This window comes from Mycobacterium paragordonae (assembly GCF_003614435.1).
GTDB classification, from domain to species: domain Bacteria; phylum Actinomycetota; class Actinomycetes; order Mycobacteriales; family Mycobacteriaceae; genus Mycobacterium; species Mycobacterium paragordonae.
Genome location: NZ_CP025546.1, coordinates 3555492 through 3580402 on the forward strand (window position 1 = coordinate 3555492; position 24911 = coordinate 3580402).

At 68.4% G+C, this 24911-nt stretch carries 16 protein-coding genes; 7 read left to right on the forward strand and 9 right to left on the reverse strand.

What is annotated here, in order from left to right; translation table 11 throughout:
* Positions 1 to 5: 5 nt before the first annotated feature.
* Complete coding sequence (locus C0J29_RS16170; RefSeq protein WP_120792924.1) at positions 6 to 1445, forward strand: class I adenylate-forming enzyme family protein; 1440 nt, start codon at positions 6 to 8, stop codon at positions 1443 to 1445.
* Here the strand turns inward: C0J29_RS16170 and C0J29_RS16175 are convergent.
* Complete coding sequence (locus C0J29_RS16175; RefSeq protein WP_120792925.1) at positions 1442 to 2410, reverse strand: NAD(P)H-dependent flavin oxidoreductase; 969 nt, start codon at positions 2408 to 2410, stop codon at positions 1442 to 1444. The two genes, C0J29_RS16170 and C0J29_RS16175, sit on opposite strands and share 4 nt — an antisense overlap.
* Positions 2407 to 2814: a tautomerase family protein gene (locus tag C0J29_RS16180; protein ID WP_065045159.1), complete on the reverse strand. Its 408-nt coding sequence runs from the start codon at positions 2812 to 2814 to the stop codon at positions 2407 to 2409. The genes C0J29_RS16175 and C0J29_RS16180 overlap by 4 nt, the downstream gene beginning before the upstream one ends.
* A 96-nt stretch (positions 2815 to 2910) precedes the next feature.
* Between C0J29_RS16180 and C0J29_RS16185 the strand changes: the two genes are divergently transcribed.
* On the forward strand, positions 2911 to 3777 hold the full coding sequence (locus tag C0J29_RS16185) for a LysR family transcriptional regulator (protein WP_120792926.1): 867 nt from the start codon (positions 2911 to 2913) through the stop codon (positions 3775 to 3777).
* A gap of 11 nt (positions 3778 to 3788) precedes the next feature.
* Here C0J29_RS16185 and C0J29_RS16190 read toward each other — a convergent pair whose 3' ends face one another.
* Positions 3789 to 4376, reverse strand: coding sequence for a TetR/AcrR family transcriptional regulator (locus C0J29_RS16190; protein ID WP_120792927.1), 588 nt, complete (start codon positions 4374 to 4376; stop codon positions 3789 to 3791).
* 106 nt (positions 4377 to 4482) lie between these two features.
* Between C0J29_RS16190 and C0J29_RS16195 the strand changes: the two genes are divergently transcribed.
* The gene (locus C0J29_RS16195; RefSeq protein ID WP_120792928.1) at positions 4483 to 6045 is read left to right on the forward strand and encodes a phytoene desaturase family protein; all 1563 of its coding nucleotides are present in this window, start codon (positions 4483 to 4485) and stop codon (positions 6043 to 6045) included.
* Here the strand turns inward: C0J29_RS16195 and C0J29_RS16200 are convergent.
* From C0J29_RS16200 to C0J29_RS16215, 4 genes are read right to left on the reverse strand one after another with little or no spacing between them, the layout of a single operon-like run.
* Entirely contained in the window at positions 6042 to 6485 is a 444-nt protein-coding gene (locus C0J29_RS16200; RefSeq protein WP_065045155.1) for an SRPBCC family protein, read from the reverse strand. The genes C0J29_RS16195 and C0J29_RS16200 overlap by 4 nt on opposite strands.
* 42 nt (positions 6486 to 6527) lie before the next feature.
* On the reverse strand, positions 6528 to 7532 hold the full coding sequence (locus C0J29_RS16205) for a zinc-binding dehydrogenase (protein ID WP_120792929.1): 1005 nt from the start codon (positions 7530 to 7532) through the stop codon (positions 6528 to 6530).
* A gap of 30 nt (positions 7533 to 7562) precedes the next feature.
* Entirely contained in the window at positions 7563 to 7967 is a 405-nt protein-coding gene (locus C0J29_RS16210; protein ID WP_120792930.1) for an SRPBCC family protein, read from the reverse strand.
* Positions 7964 to 8290, reverse strand: a complete 327-nt coding sequence (locus C0J29_RS16215) for an ArsR/SmtB family transcription factor (protein WP_120792931.1) — start codon at positions 8288 to 8290, stop codon at positions 7964 to 7966. The genes C0J29_RS16210 and C0J29_RS16215 overlap by 4 nt, the downstream gene beginning before the upstream one ends.
* Before the next feature lie 89 nt (positions 8291 to 8379).
* On the opposite strand from C0J29_RS16215, the gene C0J29_RS16220 reads away from it, so the two are divergent.
* Positions 8380 to 9651, forward strand: a complete 1272-nt coding sequence (locus C0J29_RS16220; RefSeq protein ID WP_120792932.1) for an RsbRD N-terminal domain-containing protein — start codon at positions 8380 to 8382, stop codon at positions 9649 to 9651.
* Positions 9651 to 10355, forward strand: a complete 705-nt coding sequence (locus C0J29_RS16225; RefSeq protein ID WP_120792933.1) for an MBL fold metallo-hydrolase — start codon at positions 9651 to 9653, stop codon at positions 10353 to 10355. Before C0J29_RS16220 ends, C0J29_RS16225 begins: the two co-directional genes overlap by 1 nt.
* 10 nt (positions 10356 to 10365) lie before the next feature.
* On the opposite strand, the gene C0J29_RS16230 is transcribed toward C0J29_RS16225, so the two are convergent.
* Positions 10366 to 10740 (reverse strand): PH domain-containing protein, encoded by a 375-nt coding sequence (locus C0J29_RS16230; protein WP_120792934.1) that lies wholly within the window; start codon positions 10738 to 10740, stop codon positions 10366 to 10368.
* A 272-nt stretch (positions 10741 to 11012) separates the two neighbouring features.
* On the opposite strand from C0J29_RS16230, the gene aceA reads away from it, so the two are divergent.
* Positions 11013 to 13301, forward strand: a complete 2289-nt coding sequence (aceA, locus tag C0J29_RS16235; protein ID WP_065045149.1) for an isocitrate lyase ICL2 — start codon at positions 11013 to 11015, stop codon at positions 13299 to 13301.
* Positions 13302 to 13378: 77 nt separating this feature from the next.
* Here the strand turns inward: aceA and C0J29_RS16240 are convergent, their stop codons facing one another.
* Positions 13379 to 17176 carry a PPE family protein gene (locus C0J29_RS16240; protein ID WP_120792935.1) on the reverse strand — a complete coding sequence of 1266 codons (3798 nt, stop codon included), beginning with the start codon at positions 17174 to 17176 and terminating at the stop codon, positions 13379 to 13381.
* Between the two features lie 841 nt (positions 17177 to 18017).
* Here C0J29_RS16240 and C0J29_RS16245 point away from each other — a divergent pair.
* Positions 18018 to 24608, forward strand: coding sequence for a PE family protein (locus tag C0J29_RS16245; protein WP_120792936.1), 6591 nt, complete (start codon positions 18018 to 18020; stop codon positions 24606 to 24608).
* Positions 24609 to 24911 lie beyond the last annotated feature (303 nt).

The window sequence follows — 24911 nt, forward strand, 5'->3', positions numbered from 1 at the left end:
GATTCATGAACCTCGGGACGATCATCGACGCCGCCGCGGTCGCCGATCCGCAGCGGGCCGCCCTGATCATCGACGGTGCGGCGATCAGCTACGGGACACTCGACGCGGCCGTGCGCCGGTGCGCCGGTGCGTTGGCGGCCGCGGGAGTCTCGGCCGGGGACCGGGTGGCTGTCGTCGACACGGCGAGCCTGCTGTCGATCGCGTCGCTGCTGGGCGCGGCCCGCGTCGGGGCGACCGCGGCACTGATGAACCCCGCGCTGACGCCCGGTGAGTTGTGCGCCCTGCTTGACAACGCCGGTTGCTGCCCGGTGGCGGTGGCGGGGGAGGCCTTCGCAGATCGGCTCCCCGAGTCGGTGACCGTGCTGACGGCCGCCGAACTCATCGGTGCCGACGCGCCGCTGACAGCGGGGTCGGCCGCGGACGACGCGGATCGCGCGGCGATGGTCCTGTTCACTAGTGGAACCACCGGCCTGCCGAAGACGGTCGAGATCGGCAGTCGTCAACTGGCGGCGCGCCTGAGCAGGACGTCACAACCGTTTTCGCCGGCCAGGCCGGCGGTGACGGTGATGATGTGTGTGCCGTACTTTCACGTGGGCGGTTCTCTGGGCTTGCTCGCCAGCCTGTACTCGGGCAACACCCTGGTGGTGCAGCGACGGTTCGACGCCGGCGAATGGCTGCGCCTGGTGGCCCGGCACCGGGTCACCGGCATGTTCCTGGTGCCGACGATGCTGCACCGGATTCTGGACCATCCCGAATTCACCGCCACCGACCTGTCGTCGCTGGCCGCCATCACCTACGGCGCCGCCGCCGCTCCTACCGTGTTGATGCGCAAGGCTTTAGCCGCACTGCCGAATGTGGCCTTCACCAACGTTTTCGGCCAGACCGAGACGCTGGGCACGTTCGCCAACCTCACCCCGGAGGATCACCACGATCCGGCCCGGGCGGGCTCGGTCGGCCGGCCGCTGCCGGGCGTGCAGGTGCGGGTGGTCGATCCGGTCACCGGCGCCGATGTGCCGCCGGGGGCGGTCGGGGAGTTGTGGGTGAACTCGCCGGTCAACACCGTCGCGGGATGGCTGCGCACCGGCGACCTGGGCCGGGTGGATGACGACGGCTACATCTACCCGAGCGGCCGGTTGCGCGACACCATCAACCGCGGTGGCGAGAAATTCGGCCCCGTCGAGGTGGAGGAGGCGTTGCGTTCGCATCCGGCGGTCAGCGACGTCGCGGTCGCCGGACTGTCCGACGACGAGCTGGGCCAGCGGGTCGGTGCCGCGGTGGTGACGCGGGCGCCGGTGACACTCGAGGAATTGCGGGCCCACTGCCGGGACATGATCGCCTACTTCAAGCTGCCCGAACGGCTGGCGGTCGTCGACGACATCCCCTACAACGCGACCGGCAAGGTCGACCGCCGCCTGCTGGCCGAGTTGATCTGCGAACAGTCCTAATCGCCGGCCCGGTTGAGGATCCGGGCCGCGTCGCGCACCATCGCGGTCACGATATCCGCGGCCGGCCTGACCTCGCGGATCAGCCCGACGGCCTCGCCGACCAGCACGGTGTCGACGTCGAAGTCTTCGGCGGCGACCCCCTCCCGGTAGGCAGTGACAGCCTCCGGCAGCCGTGCCAGCAGCTCGTCGGGGCTGTCATGCCAGCGCTGGATCCACGCATTGCTCACCAGCCTCAGATCAAAGCCCTTCGGCCAATCACGTTGCCGCACAACGTCAAAGACCTCCGTACGGATTGTCTCGTCGCCGCCGGCCGCAATGGCGCGCCGGTGCGCGCCCGCTGACACCAATGCTTCCGCAGCAGCCCAGAATCTGGTGCCGACCAGAACCCCGTCGGCACCGAGCGCCAGCGCCGCCGCCAGGCCGCGACCGTCGGCGACACCTCCGGCGGCCACCACCAGCGTCGCGGGTGCGCGTGCGGCGACCAGGTCGACGACCTCAGGCACCAGCGTGAACGTCGAACGGACGCTCATGCCGTGCCCGCCCGCCTCGCCCCCCTGCGCGACGATGATGTCCGCGCCGGCGTCCAGCGCCCGCTGCGCCTGGGCAAGGGTCTGCACCTGGGCGGTCACCGGAACGCCCGCCCGGTGGATACGGTCCGCGAACGGCGCGAGATCGCCGAACGACAGCATGACCGTCGGCGGCTGCTGCGCCAGCACGGTGTCGAGCAGTTCGGGTGCCTGCGCCAGGCTCCAGGTGATGAAGCCGTAGCCGACGCGAGCACCCCCGGCCTGGGCCATCTCGGAACGCAACCAGGCCGCGTCGCCGTAACCGCCGCCGAGGAGTCCCAGGCCGCCCGCGGCGGTGACCGCCGCCGCCAAGCGGCCTCCCGACACCATGGCCATCGGCGCCAGCAGGATCGGGTGCCGGATGGCAAGGAAGTCGGTGAGTCGGGTGTGCAGCGTCATCGTTGCGCCTCCGCGGTCAGTTCTCCGGTGAGGAACTGCGCCCGGCCGTGGCCGAAAGACCAGTCCTCATCTTCATTCTCGGTGATCGAGACGATCAGATCGGCCGGGTCGAGTCCGCATCGCTCGGCGAGCGTCGACGCCAGTAGCTCGTAGAACTTCTGCTTGAGTTCGCGCGGACGGCGTCGGCTCACCATCTGAACGATCACCAGTGACGGAGTGCGGTCGATGCCGAGACCCGTGTCCAGCGCGATGGTCTCGTGGGCCGGATGGCTGCGCACCACCTGGTAGCGGTCGCGCGGGGGTACCCCGAACGCATCGACAACCGCGTCGTGAACGGCGTCGAGCAGCGACCGGACCTCAGCCGGTGTGCGGCCCTCGATGAGGTCGATGTACAGCAGTGGCATGGTGTCCTCCGTTCTCCTCGCCCTGGTCAACACCAAGCCGGGCCGGGGCAATCCGGGCGTGAAATGCCTGTCGCGAAACATCTATGCTTCTCAGGCATGACGGACGTGGCGCGCGGCCGAGTGGAGTTGCGCCACCTGCGCGCCTTCGAGGCCGTGGCGCGACTGCGGTCGTTCACCAACGCCGCCGACGAACTCAGCATCACCCAGCCCGCGCTGAGCCGCACGGTTGCGCAGTTGGAAGACGCGCTGGGCGTGCCTCTGCTCGACCGGAGCTCGCGGCACGTGGCGGCTACCCCGGCAGGGCAGTCGTTTCTGGAGCATGTCGAGCGAGTCCTCGCCGAATTGGAGCGGGGCTTGGATGCGGTGCGGCGGCAAGCGAGCATCCGGTTGGGTTTCAGTTGGCTGCTGCCCGATCCGTGGGCGCAGCAGACGGTCGCCCGGTTCGAGCGCACCACCGGCACCACGGTGCAGCTGGTCCGCACCGACGATGCGCTGGCCGCAGTGCAGCAGGGCAGGGTCGATGTCGCCGTGGTGCGGGGCGAGGTCACCTCGACCGCCGTGCAGGTGGTGCACCTGTTCGACGAGTCGCGGGTCGCGGTATGCGCCGTCGGGTGCCGGCTGGCACGGCGATCGGAGTTGGACTGGGCCGAGATCCCGGGATTGCCGCTCGTCGTCAACACCACCAGCGGCACCACCGGCCCGTGGTCCTGGCCGGGCACCCAGGGCCCCGAAACAGTAATCGAGACAACGAACTTCGACGAGTGGATCGAATCGGTGGCCGCCGACCGCGGCATCGGCGTCATCCCTGATGTCGCGGTACGGCGCAACATCCACCCGGCGGTGAAGTTCATACCGCTGCGGGGCGCGCCGCCCTGTTCCGTCTCCCTGGTTTTTCTGCCGCGGGCTCGTAACGCAACGCTGCGGCGCTTCGTGGAAGCCGCCGTCGGCAGCACCGCCGGGTGAGCCAGGCGCGCTCAGGCCAGCGGCGCCAGCCCGGAGCGCACCAGATCCAAGCTCTTGGCCACCAATTCGCCGAGATCGCCGGAACACCCGTTGCGGCCCCAATTCTCCACCGCCACAACGAGAGCCGCCGCCAAGGTCGAGCCGGCCACTTCGGCGAACAGGTCGATGTCGGGCACGTCGGCATTCCGGGTGCGGACAAAATCGGTCAGGACGGCGGCGAATGAAGCCTGCACCACCCGCAGATGGCCGGCGATGCGCTCGGCACTGATCAACTCGGTGCGGGCGGTCGCGGCCTGGCGGACCACCTCGAGATCGTGCGGGAAAGTGGCGACGCTGGCCAGCACCGCCTCGAACAGCGACTCCGAAGCCGGCCGACCGGCCAGCGCCTCGGCCAGCCACTCCAGCTGCGTCTCGTAATCCTGGAACAGCACCGCCTCTTTGGTCGGGAAATGCCGGAAGAAAGTGCGCTCGGTGACGCCCGCCTCGCGCGCCAACTCCGTCACGGTGACGTTCGCGAATCCCTTATGGGCGAAGCTTTTCAGCGCCGCCAGCCGCAGCGCCTCGTGCGTCGACCGGCGGCGAACCTCGTGACCGTTCATCGCAGCAATCGGACGTTCGGGCGCGGACTTGTCAGTGCTGACATCTTCCCATTATGTCAGTACTGACATATTCTTGCCACAGCGCTTCGGTCAGGAGGTCAGTGCGATGACGGATTACGACGCGATCGTGGTGGGAGCGGGGCACAACGGACTGACCGCCGCGGCCATTCTGCAGCGGGCGGGTCTGCGCACCGTCTGCCTGGAGGCCAACACCTACGCCGGCGGCATGGCGGCCACCGTCGAGTTGATCGACGGATTCCGTTATGAGATCGCGGGGTCGGTCCAGTTCCCGACGGCGAGCCAGATCACCAAAGAACTGGGTCTGGACACGCTGCCAACGGTCGAACCCGAGGTGATGTCCACCAACATCGGCGAAAACGGTGAAGAGCCGATGGTCTTCTACCGCGACCCGATGCAGTTGATGACCCACCTGGGGGAGAAGCACGGCTTTGAGGCGGTCACCGGCATGGCCGAACTGATCGGATGGAGCTGGGGACCGGCAAAAGCGCTGGGCCGCTTCGATGTTCGCAAACCGCCGAAGACCCTCGACGAGATGTACGCGTGCGCGGCCAATGAGGCGGAGCGACGGGCCATCCACGAGATGCTGTTCGGTTCGGCGATGGACGTGATCGACCGCTATCTGCCCGACAAGGACAAGCACGCGGTGATGCGCGGCATGCTGGCCTTCCTGGCGGTGAACTCAACCTACCGCGGCCCCTATACACCGGGCAGCGCGACCTGCCTGGCCTTCGCTCTGGCGGTGCCCGACAACAGCACCTCGATGATGACCAAGCTCAAGGGCGGCATCGGCGCGCTCACCGAACATCTGCACGAGTTGTTCGTCTCCCACGGCGGGGAGATCCGGTTCCGCGCCAAGGTCGAGCAGATTCTCGTCGATCACGGCAACGTGACCGGGGTTCGGCTGCGGGATGGCTCGGCCGTCACCGCGCCGATCGTGGTCTCGAACCTGGCGCCCGATCTCACCCTGACCGGGCTGATCGATCCCGAACACGTTCCAGCCGAACTTGTTTCGCGCCTGTCGGGCCGCGATCACCGCGCCTCCTTCATCCAGATGCACTTCGCCCTCGACGGGCTGCCCGAGTTTGCGCCGCCCTATGAGTTGTTGAACGAAGAGGGCATGCAGATGTCGGTCGGCATCTTCGGCTCGCCCGAAGAGCAGCAGCGGCACTGGGAGAACTGTCGCCGCGGCATCGTCCCGGACAATCCCTCGATGGGTCTGCAGATCCCTTCGGTGCACGACCCGGGCCTCGCCCCGCCCGGCAAGCACGCCGCCAGCGCCTACGCGTACGCCTTCCCCGTCGAGGTCGCCCGCGACCAGCACGGACACCTCAAAAATGAGATGGCGCAACGGGTTATCGACAAGATCAGCAGATTCGCCCCGAATTTCAAGGACATCGTGATTCGCCACATCACGTTCGCGCCCTATCACATGAACACCATGTTCGCGGCTCCGGCCGGGGACTTCTGCCACAGCCTGCTGCACCCGGACCTGATGGGTCCAAACCGCCCGGGTCCGAAGGGCTTCCTGGATTTCCCGATACCGATCACCGGGCTCTACCTCGGCGGCGCCGGATGCCACGGCGGACCGGGCATCACCTTCACACCCGGCTACAACGCGGCGTACCAAGCCCTCGAGGACGCGACCTAACCGCCCTTTTTCACCTTGAGGACGCGCTTGCGCAGCCCTTTGGTGGCCATGTCCATCAACACCTTCGTGCCCTGCCTGACGAAGAATCCGGGCACCGGCATACTCAGTTCGACTGTCAGGTCGAAGCGCACGCGGGTGGAGTCGCCGTCGGGGGTCAGGGTGTAGCGCCCGTTCTGCGCCTTCTGCTGCTTGGCCTTGATCAGAGTCCAGCCCACCCCGTCGTCGTACACGGTGTAGGCCAGCTCCTGCTCCTCGCTGAACCCGACGAGTTTGACAACCTGCCGGGACTTGAGCGGGTGGCCCTGGTCATCTCGTTCGAGAACTTCGACTTTTTGATGCACCGACGACCAGTCCGGCAGAGTCTCGATGTCGAACAACACATCCATGATCTCGTCGGGTGTCGCCTCGATGACGACCTCGCGGGATTCGGTGACAGCCATGCCGCACACATAACCATGCCGGCGCCGCCTGAAACCATTCAGCTAAGGAACCAGCACGACCTTGCCGATGTTCTCCCGGGCCGCCAGAATCCGATGCGCTTCCGGTGCTTCGGCGAACGGCACCGCCGCATGTACGACCGGCGACACCGTGCCGTCCTGCAGCGCTTCGCTCAGGGGCGTGATCCACGGCTCGAGGGAACCGCGGTCGTCCCACAACTTGAGCATGTTGAGCCCGATAACCGTCTTCGACTCGGAGAGTTGGTCGATCAGGTTGAACCCACGCAGCATCGCCAGCGCGTGCGGCGCGGCCTTGCGCAGCGAACGCTTCTCACCCTCCTGCATATTCGAGATCCCGTAGCCCACCAGCCGTCCGCCCGGACGCAGCAGGTGATAGGACCGGCGCAGCGAGGTGCCACCGAGAGCGTCCAAGACCATGTCGTAAGGGCCCAGGCCCTTCCACCAGTTGTCCTGGCGGTAGTCGATCGCACGATCCACCCCGAGTTCGGCGAGCTTGGCGTGTTTGCCCGGGGACGCCGTGCCGTGAATCTCCGCACCGGCGGCCTTGGCGAACTGAATGGCCGCGATGCCGACACCCCCGGCGGCGGCGTGGATCAGCACCCGCTCACCGGCGCGCAACGACCCGTAGCCGTGCAGGCCCGCCCACGCGGTCGCATAGTTCACCGGGACCGCGGCGCCCTGCTCGAAAGTGACCGCCTCGGGCAGTGCCACGGAGTCGGCCGCGGCGACGTTGACTATTTCCGCGTAGCCGCCGAAACGTGTTCCCGCCAACACTCTTTCGCCGACACGATTGGGATCCACGCCGTCACCGACGGCGGTCACGATGCCGGCGACCTCATATCCGACGACCGCCGGCAGTTTGGGCGCGTCGGGGTACAGGCCGACGCGGGCGAGATGGTCGGCGAAGTTGACCCCGGCGGCGCGAACATCGATCCGGAGTTGGCCCGGGCCCGGCGGTGGCGGGTCCGGCCGCTCCTGCACCTTCAGGACCGACGGGTCGCCGTGCTTGGTGATAACGACTGCGCGCATTGTTGCCTTTCGTGGTTGAGTAGCGTCCGGTCAGCCTGTTGCCGTGATTGCTCCGGCCATCCGGGGCAGCACTACATCGCGCCAGCCGGGTCCCATACGGCTGAAGGCGGCAGCCATCCGCTGGTCGCCGAGGTCGAATCCGCTGTGCGCGAGGAAGACTCGGGTGCCGGTGCCTTCTGCCTCGAGTCGCCAGGCCAGCGTCCAGGTCTCGGTGAAGGTGTAGACAAAGCGGTGCGGTGGGTCCACCTCGAGGACCTTGCACGGTTGCTTTCCGTAACCGGGCATGTCGAGGGTGAACTGGTGGCCCACAACTGGTGCCACGTCGCCCTCCGCCCACCACAGCCGCATCAGTGCCGGTTCGGTCAGCAGCCGCCAGACCTTGCTCGGCGCAGCCGCCACGAACTGGTCCACCTCAATGGTCGGCCCGTCGGTCATTCCAGCTCCTCTGCTGTCTCGGCGAGAGCGGCAAGCCTTGCCCGCCAGAACTTCTCGAACGGATGCAACCAGTCACCGAGCTCGGCCAGCGGTTCCGCGGTCAGCCGGTAAATACGCCGACGGCCCTGCGCCTCGTCGGCCACCAACCCGGCGTCGCGCAACACCTTCAGGTGTTCGGCGACGGCCGGCCGGCTCAGGTCGAACCGTTCGCTGAGCTCCCCGGCGGACAATGACTGGCAACTCAAGATCTCAAGAAGCTTGCGCCGCACCGGATTTGCCAACGCAGTGAAGATGCGATCACAAATGCGGTCGGGGCTGGCCACCCGCGCACTATATGTCGGAGATTCCCGACATGTCAACTTCTTCCGACACGAAGTGGCCACCCCCGCGCCGGCCCTCTAAGGTTTCCCAGGTGACCGACGACGCGACAGCTGACGTTGTACGCGGCTACCTCCTCACGATCGCCTCCCGGCTGCAGCAACGGGTCGACCAGATCAGCTTCACGATCTGCACAGCACTCGTCGCCGAGATACCCGAACTATGCGGCGAGGACCGTACGTTCGAGATGCTCGACGCCGGCGTCGCGGCCAACCTCGACACGATCTTCCAGGCGCTGCTGCACGACACTCCGGTCAACCAGACCGCTGTGCCCGAACTGGCCACGGACTTCGCCCGCCGTCTCGCCCGGCACGGCGTTCCGGTGAACACGCTGGTGCGCGCCTACCGGCTCGGGCAGCGTCAGATGACCGAGCAGCTGTTCACCGAATTGCACAGTCTGCAGATCGAACCGACCATGCAGGTGGCGGTGATCGAGGCGATCACCACGTTCGTCTTCGAGTACGTCGACTGGGTTTCACAACATCTGGTCGGGGCGCACGAAACCGAGCACGTGCAGATGCTGGAGCACCAGAACAGTATCCGGACGATGCGCGTACGCGACCTGCTCAGCGACGATACGGCCGTCGCCGTCGACACCGCTTCTGCGGCAATCGATTACCCTCTGCACCTACAGCATCTTGCGCTCATCGTCTGGCACGCGGTGGACGACGACTTGGCCCAGCTGCAGCGGTTCACCGACGGCTTGGCCGCGGCAGTGGGCGCCTCAGCGAGACCCCTTTTCGCCGCCGTGGACCGCGCCGGCGCCTGGATTTGGCTGCCGTTCGGATCCGCACCCGGTGAACTCACCGCCCAGATCCGCGATTACACCAACGCGCAACCGGAGTCACTGAACATCGCCATGGGCGCGCTGGGATCCGGCGTCCAGGGTTTCCGGCGATCCCACCGTCAGGCACTGCGTGCCCGAGAAGCCGCGCTGGCCGCGGAGCGACGACCGCAGGCGTCCAGACGAGTACTTGTCGCGGCAACCGATCCCGCGGTGATGGCGGCGGCACTGCTGAGCACCGGTATCGGTGAGGTCCGCGGCTGGGTGTCGGACGTCCTCGGGGATCTGACGTCCGCCACCGAAGACGACGCGGTCCTGCGCGAGACACTGCGGGTGTTTCTGCACCGCGGCTCCACGCACGAAGCCGCGGCACGGGAACTCAACGTCAGTTTCAACGACCTGCGGAGTCGGGTAGAGCGCGCGGTCGCCCGCCGCGGGCGCCCGATCGAGGATAGGGCCGAGGTCGAACTCGCGTTGTTTGTCTGCCACTGGTATGGCTCGGCTGTGCTACGGCCGGCCTGATGCATCACGTCTGGGAAACGCTCGTCGACAGCGTATATCGGTGCCGGCTGGCCTTCTGCGACGTCACCATCGGCCTGGTTTGCGGGTCCGGCGCGACGCTGCTCGTCGACACCGGGACCACCCTTGCGGAGGCACGGAGCGTGCAGGCCGATATCCGCCGGCTCGCGGCACGGCCCGTGACTCATGTTGTGTTGACGCATAAGCACTTTGATCATGTGCTGGGATCCGCGGTGTTCAAAGGAGCCGAAATCTACTGCGCACCCGAGGTTGTCGAATATCTGGCCTCGGCCCCTGATCAGCTGCGGGCCGACGCGCTGGCATACGGCGCCGATGTGGGGGCGATCGACGAGGCGATTGCGGCCTTGCGGGTGCCGTCGCGCGGAACCTTGCGGGAGACGGTCGATCTCGGTGACCGCTCGGTCACGATCGCTCACCTCGGTGCGGGCCACACCCGCTCGGACCTGGTCGTGGTGGCTCCCGCGCGCGAGCCGGGTGAGCAGACCGTGGTATTCACCGGCGACCTGGTCGAAGAATCCGCTGACCCCTCGATCGACGCCGATTCCAACGCGGCGGCCTGGCCTGAAACCCTGGACCGATTACTGGCGATCGGCGGACCCGATGCGGTGTTCGTGCCGGGCCATGGGAGGGTGGTCGACGCCGCGTTCGTCCACCGCCAACGGGATTGGTTGCGATCGAAGGCCTAGAGAGCGCGATTCAATGGGCAGGCGCGGTACACGCGGCGACGAGCGCGTCGGGGTCGGTGACGCTGAGCACCAGTACCTTCAGGGTGATCGACTTCCACCAGACACTCGCCGGTACCGGCGGATCCATCGTCAGCTGCACCAGACCCTTGCGCGAGCCGTTGACCAGCCAGCGGGAGCCCATGACATGCACTCCGGCGGTGAAAACCCGCTCATTGCTCGGCTCGGCGGTCTTGATCGACGACAAGGGAATGTCGGCGGTGAAGGCCCATCCCATCTTGACGTGAAGGTTGCCGTCCTCGATCCGCAGTTCGGTGTTCTTGGGTCCGAGCCCGACTGCCACCGCCAACGGCCGATACCACCGGTCAAAGCGCAATTCCGTCTGCACAGACGTGACGGTACGCCTGGCCGGCCGTCCCGGCGAGAGTTTTGACCGACGGCCCACTTGAATACAAAACCTGTTGCACGAGAACGGCTTCTGCCATGACCAGACGGCCGATCGACCGTCACGCCATCGGGCGCGCCGGATAGCCCGGTCGGGGCGCCGGGCGGCGGAGTTGTGGTGGAATTGGCGAGGTTTCAGCCGGTGATTTAGCTCACGTCTGGTGGGCATACACTCACTGCGTCAGGGGAACCGGGGCTTAGGAGGAGCGGAAGGCCATGGCCATCGCTGAAACGGACAACGCGGTCCAATCACCGTTCGAGCAAGACGTCGCCGCCACTCAGCGGTACTTCGAGAGTTCGCGGTTCAAGGGCATCACCCGCCTCTACACCGCCCGGCAGGTCGTAGAGCAGCGCGGCACGATCCCGACCGACTACACCGTGGCGCGCGAAGCGGCGGCAGCGTTTTTTGAGCGCCTGCGCGAGCTGTATGCGGAGCAGAAGAGCATCACCACGTTCGGGCCATACTCGCCGGGGCAGGCCGTGAGCATGAAGCGGATGGGTATCGAGGGGATCTACCTGGGCGGCTGGGCCACCTCCGCCAAGGGGTCCACCACGGAGGACCCGGGGCCCGACTTGGCCAGTTACCCGCTCAGCCAGGTGCCCGACGATGCCGCGGTGCTGGTGCGCGCGCTGCTCACCGCCGACCGCAATCAGGAGTACCAGCGGCTGAACATGAGCGAGCGGCAGCGCGCGACGGCCACGCGGTATGACTTCCGGCCGTTCATCATCGCCGACGCCGACACGGGTCACGGTGGGGATCCGCACGTGCGCAACCTGATTCGCCGTTTCGTCGAGGTCGGCGTGCCGGGCTACCACATCGAGGATCAGCGCCCGGGCACCAAGAAGTGCGGCCACCAGGGCGGCAAGGTTCTGGTGCCGTCCGATGAGCAGATCAAGCGCCTCAACGCCGCGCGCTTCCAGCTGGACGTCATGCGGGTGCCCGGAATCATCGTGGCGCGCACCGACGCCGAGGCCGCTAACCTCATCGACAGCCGCGGGGATGAGCGTGACCAGCCGTTCCTGCTGGGCGCCACGAACTTGAGCATCCCGTCCTACAAGAGCTGTTTCCTGGCGATGATGCGACGTTTCTATGACTCCGGCGTCGAGGAGATCAACGGCCACCTGCTCTATGCGCTCAGCGACGGCGAATACGAGGCCGCCAATGCCTGGCTGGAACGCCAAGGCATCCTGGATCTCGTTGCCGAGGCCATCAACAAGTGGCGCGACAGCGCGGATCTGTCGATCGACGACGTGTACGACGAGGTCGAGTCGAAGTTCGTCGCCGCCTGGGAGGACGCCGCCGGCGTAATGACCTACGGCGAAGCCGTGGCCGAGAAACTCGAGTTCGGCGAGAGCGAAGGCGAACCCTCCGGCATGAGCCCCGCGGAATGGCGGGAATTCGCCGGCACCGCATCGCTGTTCGCCGCGCGGGCCAAGGCCAAAGAACTCGGTGCCGACGCCAGCTGGGACTGCGAGCTGGCCAAGACGCCTGAGGGGTACTACCAGATCCGCGGCGGCATTCCCTACGCGATCGCCAAGTCCCTGGCCGCCGCCCCCTTCGCCGACATCCTCTGGATGGAGACCAAGACCGCCGACCTGGCCGACGCGCGCCAGTTCGCCGAGGCGATCCACGCCGTGTTCCCCGACCAGATGCTCGCCTACAACCTCTCGCCGTCGTTCAACTGGGACACCACCGGGATGACCGACGACGAGATGCGTCAGTTCCCGGTCGAGCTCGGCAAGATGGGCTTCGTCTTCAACTTCATCACCTACGGCGGGCACCAGATCGACGGTGTCGCGGCCGAGGAGTTCGCGACCAACCTCCGGCAGGACGGCATGCTGGCGCTGGCCCGCCTGCAGCGCAAGATGCGTCTGGTCGAATCGCCGTACCGCACGCCGCAGACTCTGGTGGGTGGGCCACGCAGCGACGCGGCACTGGCCGCGTCGTCCGGCCGCACGGCGACCACGAAGTCCATGGGCAAGGGCTCCACGCAGCACCAGCACCTGGTTCAGACCGAGGTGCCCAAGAAGCTGTTGGAGGAGTGGCTGGCGCTGTGGAGCGAGCACTACCAGCTGGGCGAAAAACTGCGGGTCACGCTGCGGCCCCGTCGCGCCGGTTCGGACGTGCTGGAACTCGGGATCTACGGCGAGGGCGACGAGCAGCTGGCCAATGTCGTGGTCGACCCGATCAAGGACCGGCACGGCCGCAGCATCCTGCAGGTGCGCGACCAGAACACCTTTGCCGAGAAGCTGCGGCAGAAGCGGCTGATGACCTTGATCCACCTGTGGCTGGTGCACCGGTTCAAGGCGGACGCCGTCTACTACGTGACGCCGACGGAGGACAACCAGTACCAGACCGAGAAGATGAAGTCGCACGGCATCTTCAGCGAGGTCTATCAGGAAGTCGGGGAGATCATCGTCGCCGACGTGAACAAGCCGCGCATCGAGGAGCTGCTGAACCCGGACCGGGTGGCGCTGCGCAAGTTGGTCCTCAAAGAGGACTGACCCGCTCGGATTCTTTCAACACAACGCAATTCGCGCCTGCCCAAACGGACAGGCGCGAATTGCGGTTATGGGATCGGTTACGCCGCGGTGCGGAAGAACAGACCCGACAGGTTGTTGCCGAAGTTGGCGACACCCGAGACGAAGCTGCGCACAGCGAGGTCGAGTACCCCGGTGTTGGCGAAGCCCGAGACTCCACTGCCGAAGTTGTTGAACCCGGAGATCAGACCGCCGTAGTTCTGGAATCCCGACCCGCCCAGCAGGCCCGGGCCGTTGGAGTTGTACCAGCCCGATAGGCCGACACCGTTGTTGACGAAACCCGAGTTGCCGCCGGCGCCGGAGTTGAAGAAGCCGGATGACGGCCCGATCGTCGAATTCAGGTAACCCGGCGCCGGGGGGATGTTGAACTCGGTGATCAGTGTGCCGGGCAGATGAATACTCGGAATCGTGATCGGCGGCGTGTTGAATGCGGCTAGGCCGATCGGGGGAATGCTCAGCGCGGGAGTAGTAAACGCGGCGGTAGTGATATTCGGCAGCGTTGATGCACTCAACCCGATCGGATCCACCGTGAACCCCGGGATCCGCACCTCCGCGGTGCTGATGTTGGGCAACGTCAACGCACCCAACCCGACCGGATCCACCGTGAACCCCGGGATCCGCACCTCCGCGGTGCTGATGATGGGCAACGTCAACGCACCCAACCCGACCGGATCCACCGTGAACCCCGGGATCCGCACCTCCGCCGTGCTGATGTTGGGCAACGTCAACGCACCCAACCCGACCGGATCCACCGTGAACCCCGGGATCCGCACCTCCGCCGTGCTGATGTTGGGCAACGTCAACGCACCCAACCCGACCGGATCCACCGTGAACCCCGGGATCCGCACCTCCGCCGTGCTGATGTTGGGCAACGTCAACGCACCCAACCCGACCGGATCCACCGTGAACCCCGGGATCCGCACCTCCGCCGTGCTGATGTTGGGCAACGTCAACGCACCCAACCCGACCGGATCCACCGTGAACCCCGGGATCCGCACCTCCGCCGTGCTGATGTTGGGCAACGTCAACGCACCCAACCCGACCGGATCCACCGTGAACCCCGGGATCCGCACCTCCGCCGTGCTGATGTTGGGCAACGTCAACGCACCCAACCCGACCGGATCCACCGTGAACCCCGGGATCCGCACCTCCGCCGTGCTGATGTTGGGCAACGTCAACGCACCCAACCCGACCGGATCCACCGTGAACCCCGGGATGGTGACAGGCGGAGTCTTGATCTCCGGCAGCAGGAACGGGTCGACCTTGATCGGGCTGAGGTCGATGCTTGGGATATCGATTTCAGGAAGGGTGAATCCGTCGACTCGGAGCTGGGGGAGGGAGAAGCCGAAGCCGTTGATCTGACCGCCACCGATGCTGATGGTTCCGGTGCTCACCGAGGCGGGCGTGGTGCTGTAGATGGGATTGTAGGGCGGCAACAGGTTATACCCGCTGATGAATACGCCGCCAATTTGTGGGAACACACCAGCCATATTTGTTTGCAGCGCTGTGATGTTATTCGGCAGGAATAAAATCAGGTTATTTACCGAAATGCCGTTTAGGCTGAACGACGGCAAGTTGATGACGCCGGTGTTGGACACCGTGGAAATGCCGGGTGTGTAGAAAGTTGACGCGGTGACGCCGCCGAGAGTTATCGGTGGCGTCTTCAGTGCGGGCAAGCTGAATCCCCCGATGGCGGTACCTGCGGGTATGGTGACCGGCGGGATCGTCAAGTCCGGAATCGTCAGCTTCGGCAGATTGAACGCACCCAACGCCGTGCCCGCCGCAACCTGAATCGGCGGAATCGTCAGATCCGGAATCGTCAGCTTCGGCAGATTGAACGCACCCAACGCCGTGCCCGAAGCAACCTGAATCGGCGGAATCGTCAGATCCGGAATCGTCAGCTTCGGCAGATTGAACGCACCCAACGCCGTGCCCGCCGCAACCTGAATCGGCGGAATCGTCAGATCCGGAATCGTCAGCTTCGGCAGATTGAACGCACCCAACGCCGTGCCCGAAGCAACCTGAATCGGCGGAATCGTCAGATCCGGAATCGTCAGCTTCGGCAGATTGAACGCACCCAACGCCGTGCCCGCCGCAACCTGAATCGGCGGAATCGTCAAGTCCGGAATCGTCAGCTTCGGCAGATTGAACGCACCCAACGCCGTGCCCGCCGCAACCTGAATCGGCGGAATCGTCAAGTCCGGAATCGTCAGCTTCGGCAGATTGAACGCACCCAACGCCGTGCCCGCCGCAACCTGAATCGGCGGAATCGTCAAGTCCGGAATCGTCAGCTTCGGCAGATTGAACGCACCCAACGCCGTGCCCGCCGCAACCTGAATCGGCGGAATCGTCAAGTCCGGAATCGTCAGCTTCGGCAGATTGAACGCACCCAACGCCGTCCCCGCCGGAATCGTGATCGGCGGCACGTCAAAACCGGGGATACTCAACGCCGGCAAGTTGAATCCCGGAATGGTCGTGCCGGGAATTTCGAGGGGTGGCAGATTCAGGTCAGGTGTGGTGACCGCAAAGTGAAGGGCGCCCTGTCCGACTCCGCGGTAGAACACGCCGTTATTGGCCTGGCCCGTGTTGAAGAGACCGTTGTTCAAGTCGCCGGGGTTCAGGATGCCGGTGTTGATATTTCCTGGGTTGAGAAAGCCCGTGTTGGCATTGCCCGTGTTAAAAGACCCGGTGTTGGAGGCCCCGGGGTTGAAGTTGCCCATGTTGAAATTGCCGACGTTGAGGGTGCCGGTGTTGGCGTCGCCGACGTTGAAGATCCCCGTGTTGAATGAACCGGCGTTGAGGAGACCGGTGTTGGCTGACCCGGAGCTCCACAGGCCGGTGTTGAAGTTGCCGGAGTTCCCGATACCGAAGTTGCCGTTGCCAGAGTTGAAGAAGCCGATGTTTCCGTTCCCGGAGTTGAACAGGCCGACGTTGCCGGTGCCCGAATTCAGCCCGCCGATGCCGATTTGACCGGTGCCACTCAAGCCGATCCCGATGTTGCCGGTACCGCTGTTGCCGAAGCCGAAGTTACCGGTGCCGATATTGCCGAACCCGAAGTTGCTGCTGCCGAGATTCCCCAGGCCGAAGTTGCCGTTCCCTAGGTTGGCGAAGCCGAGGTTCGAAGCGCCGTTGTTGCCCCACCCGAAGTTCAAGTCTCCGAAGTTGCCGCCACCGAAGTTGTAGTAACCAGCGTTGCCATTGCCAACGTTTCCACCACCGATGTTGCCTAGTCCCAGGCTGATGGTGAGCAATCGATCCACCGTCACCGCGGGGGTCGCGGCCGCGGCCGGAGCACCGGCGGCCAGCGTTCCGGCGAGTGCCTGCAGCGGTTGGGCGAACGGCGCCAACGCTGACGCGACCGCCGAGGCCCCGGCGTGGTAGGCCGACATCGCCGACACGTCCAGCGCCCACATCTCCTCGTACAGGGCCTCCGTACCTGCGATCGCTGGGGCGTTCTGGCCGAAGATGTTGGACATCACCAGCGACACAAACTGATTGCGGTTTGCGGCTATGAACTCGGGATGGACAATCGCCGACCGAACTGCGTCGAACTCCGCCGCCATCACGCCGGCCTGTGCCGCCGACCGTCCGGCCTGCGACGCCGCCGCACTCAGCCAGCTCGCGTAGGGGGCAGCCGCGGCCGCCATCGCCGAAGCCGCCGGACCTTGCCAAGACGAACTGATCAGACTCGAGGTCACCGACCCGAAAGACGCTGCGGCCGAGGCTAATTCGTCGGCCAAGCCCTCCCAGGCGGCCGCGGCGGCCAGCATCGGCTCCGACCCCGCTCCGGCGAGTATCAACGCAGAGTTGATCTCAGGTGGCAGCACAAAGAAACTCATGGTCCGACCTCTCAGGTGGCATCGCTTGTGTTGGCATCACGCCAATGAAGGGCGATACAACCGGCAAGGGCCCGAACCCGCGGTTGCCGCTAAACGCATCTCGTAGCGGAGAAGCTAGCCGATGACCGACGGGCGAAGTCGTCGGATTTATCTAGGTGAGATGCAAACGTTATCTTTCCGTTATTCTTCTACCCGATTATTGCCAAATTGCTTTACACAGGCGGCATGCGCTACGGATGCACCGCCCGGTGTAAACCGCCAGGGCCCAGACCCACAGCGTGTCAACAAGATTCGCGATCAAGTCACGGCCGGCCTTAGCACCACAAAATGGCGTCGTGCCGTGCAAAAATGTGCCGATAACACACAACGCAGGCGTCGCGCATTCGACCCATATGACTTCAAAGGCTACTCAAATACCCGAAGTCGGGGTGAGACGATGACGACGCCGAACGGCCGTATCCCCCCTACCCGGTTCGGAAGCTTACAGCGATGCGTCCGCAGCAGTGGCGGAACAAGAGAAATACCTTGCTTCGGGCAGAGCCGACGGGCTCCCGGCCGCTTGGGGTACGCCGAGACAACCCCACACCCGGTATCGCGGCGCCCCCAAAGTAGGGCTCCCGCAGGACATCCGCTACCTACGGACCGTCCTGACGACCCATTGCCCAGCAGGCATACAAAATGCACATATTTGTCACGTTTGAACAGTCCGTGTAAAGCTCATCGACATAGCCAGCGGCATCAATAACGTTTAGATAACGAACGCGAGAAAACAGCTCATTCGCGCACTCGGCGAATAACATCGGCGGATCGGGCTACTTGCATGGAAGTGGGATCTGGCGCCATGTCGTATGTGATTGCAGCAACCAACACGCTCTCAGCGGCGGCTTCGGACGTCGGGAGCATCGGATCCGCAATCAGCGCAGCTAATCTCGCCGCTGCGGCGTCCACCACTGACGTGCTGTCGGCGGCCGCCGACGAGGTCTCGACGCGCATTGCGGCACTCTTCGGCGAACACGCCGCCAACTACCAAAATCTCGCCGCCGAAGCTGCGGCTTTTCATGATCAATTTGTGCGGTCATTACAGGCCGGCGTCGTTTCTTATTCCAGCGCCGAGGCTTTCAGCACAACGCTAATGCAGCAGACGCTCAACCTGGTTAACGCACCCACGCAGACCCTGCTCGGACGCCCGCTCATCGGAGACGGCGCCAATGGCGCGCCGGGCACCGGCCAAAGCGGCGGCGCGGGCGGAATCCTGTGGGGCAACGGCGGGGCCGGCGGCTCCGGCGTCACCGGATTCAACGGCGCCAATGGCGGACCAGGTGGTAGCGGCGGTGCGTCCGGGTTGATTGGCTCCGGCGGAGCCGGCGGCGCCGGCGGATCCTCAACGACGGGCCTGGGCGGCGCCGGTGGCGCAGGCGGAGCGGCCCAACTGTTCGGAGTCTCTGGATCCGGCGGTGCAGGCGGGTTCTCGGCGTCGGGCACCGGCGGAACGGGTGGCGCCGGTGGTACCGCTTCACTGTTCGGCACCGGCGGCGTGGGCGGCACGGGTGGCCTGTCAACGAGTGGCGCCGGAGGCGCCGGTGGGGCTGGCGGCAGTGGTGGTCTTCTCTTCGGCAACGGCGGCGCCGGCGGGGCCGGGGGTGCCGGAGGCGCCCAGAGCGGATCTGGTGGAGCCGGTGGCGACGCGGGATGGATTACCGGCGGCGGCGGTGCCGGGGGAGCCGGCGGTAGCGGACTTCACGGCGCCAACGGCACCGACGGCATCGCGGGAGGGCAGAACGGCACGAGTGGTACCGCCGGTGGCGCCGCCGGAAACGGCGGAATCGGCGGGCGCGGCGGACTGGTCTTCGGCACCGGTGGTGACGGAGGTGCCGGCGGCATCGGCGGCATCGGCGGGTCGGGCGGCCATGGCGCACTCGGAGACCCGGGCTTGGCCGGTGGGGCTGGCGGAAACGGCGGCGGGGGCGGGACCGGCGGGACCGGCGGCGCGCCCGGCGCGGGCGGCGCCCTGTTCAGCCCCGCCGGTCACGGTGGCTCCGGCGGGACCGGCGGTGACGGCGGCGTGGCCGGTTCCGGCGGGGTCGGAGGCAAGGGCGTAGTCGTCGGCGGTGTCGCTGGTCAGGGCGGCGCAGGCGGCAAGGGCGGTACGCCAGGCACCGGCGGAGCCGGCGGACTGGGCGGTGGCGCCGGCGCCAACGCGGGCAGCAACGGCGCGTCCGGCATCACGCCCGGAGGCGGCAACGGCGGCGCCGGCGGTGGCGGCGCGAACGCCACCACTCCTAACGGAAACGGAGGCGACGGCGGTCGCGGCGGTGACGCCGGGTCGGCCGGCGGCGACGGCGGTGCCGGTGGCCGTGGCGGTGACGCGGGCGCGTTCGGCAACGGCGGCAAGGGCGGTGACGGCGGCAACGGCATGGCCGGAGCTGCCGCCGCTGCGCCGGGCGCCAACGGCAACGCGGGCGGTGCCGGAGGCGCCGGTGGTGCCGGTGGCGACGGCGGAACGACGTCAGGCAACGGCGGCGCGGGCGGTGCCGGCGGCGCAGGTGCGACCGGTAGTGCCGGCGCGGCGGCGGCGCCGGGCCTGGGCGGCGGAACGGGCGGGAGCGGCGGAAAGGGTGGCGCTGGCGGGGCCGGCGGCGTCGCGCTCGGCGCAGGTGTCGGCGGGGCCGGTGGTGACGGCGGGGCCGGTGGTGTGGCAGGCGACGGCGGGGCCGGTGGCAAGGGCCTGGTCGTCGGCGGTGTCGCGGGCGCCGGCGGCGACGGAGGTGCCGGCGGCAACGCCGGTGCCGGCGGAACAGGCGGTGCCGGCGGTGGCGGCACCACGGCGGGCGCGACCGGCAAGACCGGCAGCACGCCGGGCCTCGGCGGTAACGGTGGGGCGGGCGGCGTCGGCGCCGATGCGACCGTGGCCGGTGGCGCCGGCGGTAACGGCGGTAAAGGTGGTGCCGCAGGATCGGTTGGCAACGGCGGCGCCGGTGGTGCCGGTGGTAACGGCCTGGCCGGTGCGCAGGTGGCCGGCGCCGGGGCTAATGGCAACGCCGGCGGCGCCGGCGGTGCCGGCGGGGCTGGTGGTGCCGGTGGGTCCGTCTCGGGCAACGGTGGTGCCGGCGGCGCCGGTGGAAACGGCGCCGCCGGAAGCGCAGGCATCGCGGGAGCCGCGGGCGGTGCGGGCTTGACAGGCGGCGACGGTGGCAGCGGCGGCGCTGGCGGCAAGGGCGGCGTCGGCGGTGTTGGCGGCACGGCGCTCGGCAAGGGCACCAGCGGGCAGGGCGGAGCAGGCGGCAACGGCGGTCAGGGTGGCGCGCCGGGTGACGGTGGCGCCGGCGGCAATGGCGTGGTGGTTAGCGGTGTGGCCGGCAACGGCGGCGACGGCGGTAACGGCGGCAACCCGGGCGCCGGCGGGCTCGCCGGATTGGGCGGGGCCGGTGGCACCGGGGCTCTGAGCGGCGTCAACGGCAAGGTGGGGAGCGCTCCGACCGTCGGCGGGAACGGGGGTGCCGGCGGGGTCGGTGCCAGTGCCACCAGTTATGGCGGCAACGGTGGCGCAGGCGGCAATGGCGGTAACGGCGGGTCGGTCGGAAACGGCGGCAACGGCGGCCTCGGCGGGAACGGTTTTGTTGGGACCCATGGGAACAACGCGGCAACCGCCGCCCAGAGCGGCGGCGTCGGCGGTAACGGCGGTAGCGGCGGGGCTGGCGGCAAAGGCGGCCAGGGCGGCACTACGTCCGGGTTCGGCGGCAGCGGCGGGGCCGGTGGCGGCGGCGCCCTCGGTGGCTTCGGGGGCAATGGCCACGACGGCGCCACCGGCGCGGCCGGCGCGGTCGGCGGCAACGGCACCAGCGGCGGCCAGGGCGGTACTGGCGGTAACGGCGGCGCGGGCGGCGCGGCGGGCATCGGCGCTTCGGGCAAGGGCCTTGATGGTGCCGGTGGCGCAGCCGGCGACGGCGGCTTCGGCGGTATCGCCGGAAGCGGCGGCACCGGGGGGGCGGGCACCTTCGCCAATAACGGCACCGGAAACGGTGGTAACGGCGGCACCGGCGGAACAGTCGGGACCGGTGGCGCCGGCGGCGCCGGTGGCGCCGGCGGCGGCACTACCGGCGCCAAAGGCGCGAACGGCGTACTCGGAGGCAACGGCACTGGCGGCCACGGCGGCGCAGGCGGCGCAGGTGCGGCCGCGCCGGCCTTCAGTGGTCTTAACGGCGGCAACGGTGGCAATGGCGGTGACGCCGGGTCGGTCGGCAACGGCGGTGCAGGTGGGGCCGGCGGCGCTGGCGCCAGCGGAGCGCAAGGGCTCAACGGCCAGAATGGTGGCGCGGGTGGCACGGGCGGCAGCGGCGGCAGTGGCGGCAAAGGCGGCACTACCTCCGGTGTCGGAGGTAACGGCGGTGCCGGCGGTACCGGAGGTACCGGCGGGTTCGGTGGTGCCGGCACCGACGGCGCCACCGGAGGCACGGGCAAGATCGGTGGTGACGGCACCGACGGCGGTCAGGGCGGTACCGGCGGCGGCGGTGGTCAGGGGGGTGCACCGGGCACCGGCGCCTCGGGTATCGGTAAGGGCGGCGTCGGCGGAACGGGCGGAAACGGCGGCTTCGGCGGGACTGCCGGCAACGGCGGTACCGGAGGGGCCGGCACCTTCGACAACAACGGCACCGGCATCGGTGGTGATGGCGGTAAGGGCGGGACGCCCGGCGCCGGCGGTACCGCAGGTACGGGCGGCGCGGGTTACGCCGGGGCTGCGAACGGGGTGGACGGCGACGCCGGTTCCCGGGGTGTCGGCGGCAACGGCGGCAAGGGTGGTGCGGGCGCTGACGCACCCGCCCTCAGCGGCCTGAATGGCGGTAAAGGCGGAGCCGGCGGCAATGCCGGACCGTATGGCAACGGCGGTACCGGCGGGGCAGGTGGCGCGGGTGCTATGGGCCTCCAGGGTACGGACGGGACCAAAGCCGGCCAGCCTGGCGGCGCCGGCGGTAACGGCAACACCGGTGGTGTCGGCGGCGACGGCGGGGCCGGCGGCGTGGGCGGTCAAGGCGGCACGATCTCGGGTGTCGGAGGCAACGGCGGCGTCGGCGGCCGTGGCGGCCTCGGCGGCACCGGCGGGGGCGGCGCCGGGGGTGACACCGGAAGCGCGGGCCAGATCGGCGGCTTGGGCGGCAACGGCGGCAAGGGTGGCCTCGGAGGCAGCGGTGGCGCGGGCGGCGCGCCCGGTACCGGAGCCTCGGGAACCGGGACTGGAGGCGCCGGCGGTACCGCGGGCAACGGCGGGTTCGGGGGCACCGCCGGCGACGGCGGGACCGGCGGTGCCGGAACGTTCGCCAACAGCGGCACCGGCAACGGCGGCGACGGCGGCAAGGGTGGGACGCCTGGGGTCGGCGGTGACGGTGGCAAGGGTGGCGCAGGCGGCGGGAGCGGCGCCAACGTCGGCAGTACCGGCGCGAATGGTAAGTCCGGCAGTGGCGGTACCGGCGGTAACGGCGGCACCGGCGGCAGTGGCGCAGCTGCACCCGCATTCAGCGGTCTCAACGGCGGCAACGGCGGCAATGGCGGCAACGCCGGGCCAGTCGGTACTGGTGGAGCCGGCGGGGCCGGCGGCGCCGGCGGCATCGGTGCCATTGGCACTGACGCGAGCGGTGTCGGCCAGAACGGCGGTACTGGCGGTAACGGCGGTAACGGCGGTACCGGCGGCAAGGGCGGTAGCGGCGGGTCCCTCGCCGGTGACGGCGGCAGTGGCGGCGCCGGTGGTGCCGGGGGCATCGGTGGTACCGGCGGTACCAGTGGCGCCGGTGCCACAGGTGGCGCCGGCGGGAACGGTGGAAGCGGCGGGACCGGCGGCGCCAGTGGGGCCCCGACTGCCGCCGGCTACAACGCCGGCGCACTCGGCGCCGCCGGAAACGGCGGGGTGGGCGGAACGGGAGGCGCCGGTGGCGCTGGGACCAGCGCATCCATCCACGGAGGTAACGGCGGTATCGGCGGTACCGGCGGCAAGGCCGGCGCAGCGGCGGGGCCGGGTGGAGCCGTGGGCCTCGGCGGAGACGGTGGTATCGGCGGCAATGGTGGCCTCGGCGCGTCGGGTAGCAGCGGCGTCACGAACGGCGCGCCCGGCTCTGTCGGCGGCAACGGCGGCAACGGCGGAAAAGGTGGCGACGGCGGGGCACCGGCGGTTGTCGGTGGCACCGGTGGCGGAAACGGCGGTAAGGGCGGAAATGCCGGAAGCGGCGGCGCCGGCGGCGACGGTGGCAACGGTGCGACAAACGGCGCAAACGGCGGAAAAGCCGGTGCCGGCGGAAACGGCGGAAACGGCGGTGCCGGCGGCGCAGCCGGCGGGGTCGGGGCTTCCAGCGGCGGCCTAGGCAACGCCGGCAGCGGCGGAAACGGCGGCAAAGGCGGCGCGGGAGCCAGCGGCGCACTCGGTGTCAACCCCAGCGCCTTCCCGAACCCGATCGGACCGCCGGGGCAGGCTCCGAAGGGCTACGACGTCGTTTGGCCGAATCAACCTGGCAATGTCGCACTTGGCGGCACCGGTGACCCGGGCGTGGACGGCGCCTACGGCCAGATCGGCGGCATGGGCGGCAACGGCGGCTGGTCGACCCTGGCCAACGCCGGCCAATTCGCGCAAGGCGGGACCGGCGGCCGGGGCGGCAACGGCGGCTACGGCGCGGCCGGCGGCATGGGCGGTACCGGCGGGAATGGATCGAACGGCGTACATGCTATCGGCGGCACCGGAGGCGACGGCGGCACCGGCGGGTACGGGGCAGCCGGTGGCATTGGCGGAAAAGGCGGGTACAACGCCGGCACCCTGCCCGGCTATCCCGGAGGCGGCCCGGGTGGCACTGGCGGCACCGGCGGCTTCGGCGGCGGCACGGGCGGCAGGGGCGGCGAGGGCGGCAACGCCGCGGTGCCTACCAACAGCCCCGGCGGCCAGGGCGGCGTCGGCGGTCAAGGGGTTTCCGGCGGCAACGGTGGATTCGGCGGCGCCGGCGGCGCCGGCGGCAACGCCGGATACGGCGCCGGTAACGCTGTCGGAGGCGCCGGCGGCGACGGCGGCGCCGGCGCCAACGGCGGTGTCGGGGCAGTCGGTGGCCAGGGTGGCACCGGCGGGATGGGCGGTATCAGCGGCGGCAACGGCGGTTGGGGCGGCGACGGCGGCACCGGCGGCACCGGCGGCAACGGCGGCGGCGGCGGCGCGGGTGGAGCCGGCGGCCTGGGCGCCAATGGTGGCGGCTTCGGCGGCGGCGGTGCTGGCGGCGTAGGCGGTGCTGCGGGTACCGGTGGCGCCGGCGGATCAGGCGGCACCGGTGGTGGTGGCGGCGCGGGCACCTCGTGGAACAACGGGAGCAGTCAATTCAATGGCTCCAACGGTGCCCCAGGCTTCACCGGGGCCCAAGGATCGGCTGGCGGCAACGGTACCGCCGGGAGCAACGGCGCTCACGGCTAGCCAGCTCGGCTAGCCGGCTATGGGTCGAGTCGGCATTGTCGCCGGTGGTCGCCAGCATTGAAAGACCTGTCCCGAGTGCGCGGTGTGCTGTGAGCAAATTCCGAGCGACCCACGCGCCGGCGTAAGCATGCCGAGTGCGCCATGGATGGATTCGGCATCGAATTCGGCCCTTTCGTCGCCCTGCCAGTGCGGGCACTACCGGCCACAGTTCTGCAGTGGACAGTTCCGGGGCGGTGTTGCCCCCGGTGGAGTCGAAGGGTGGTTCACCGGTTCTCGCGCTCGCTGCGCCGACGAGCGCTGCAC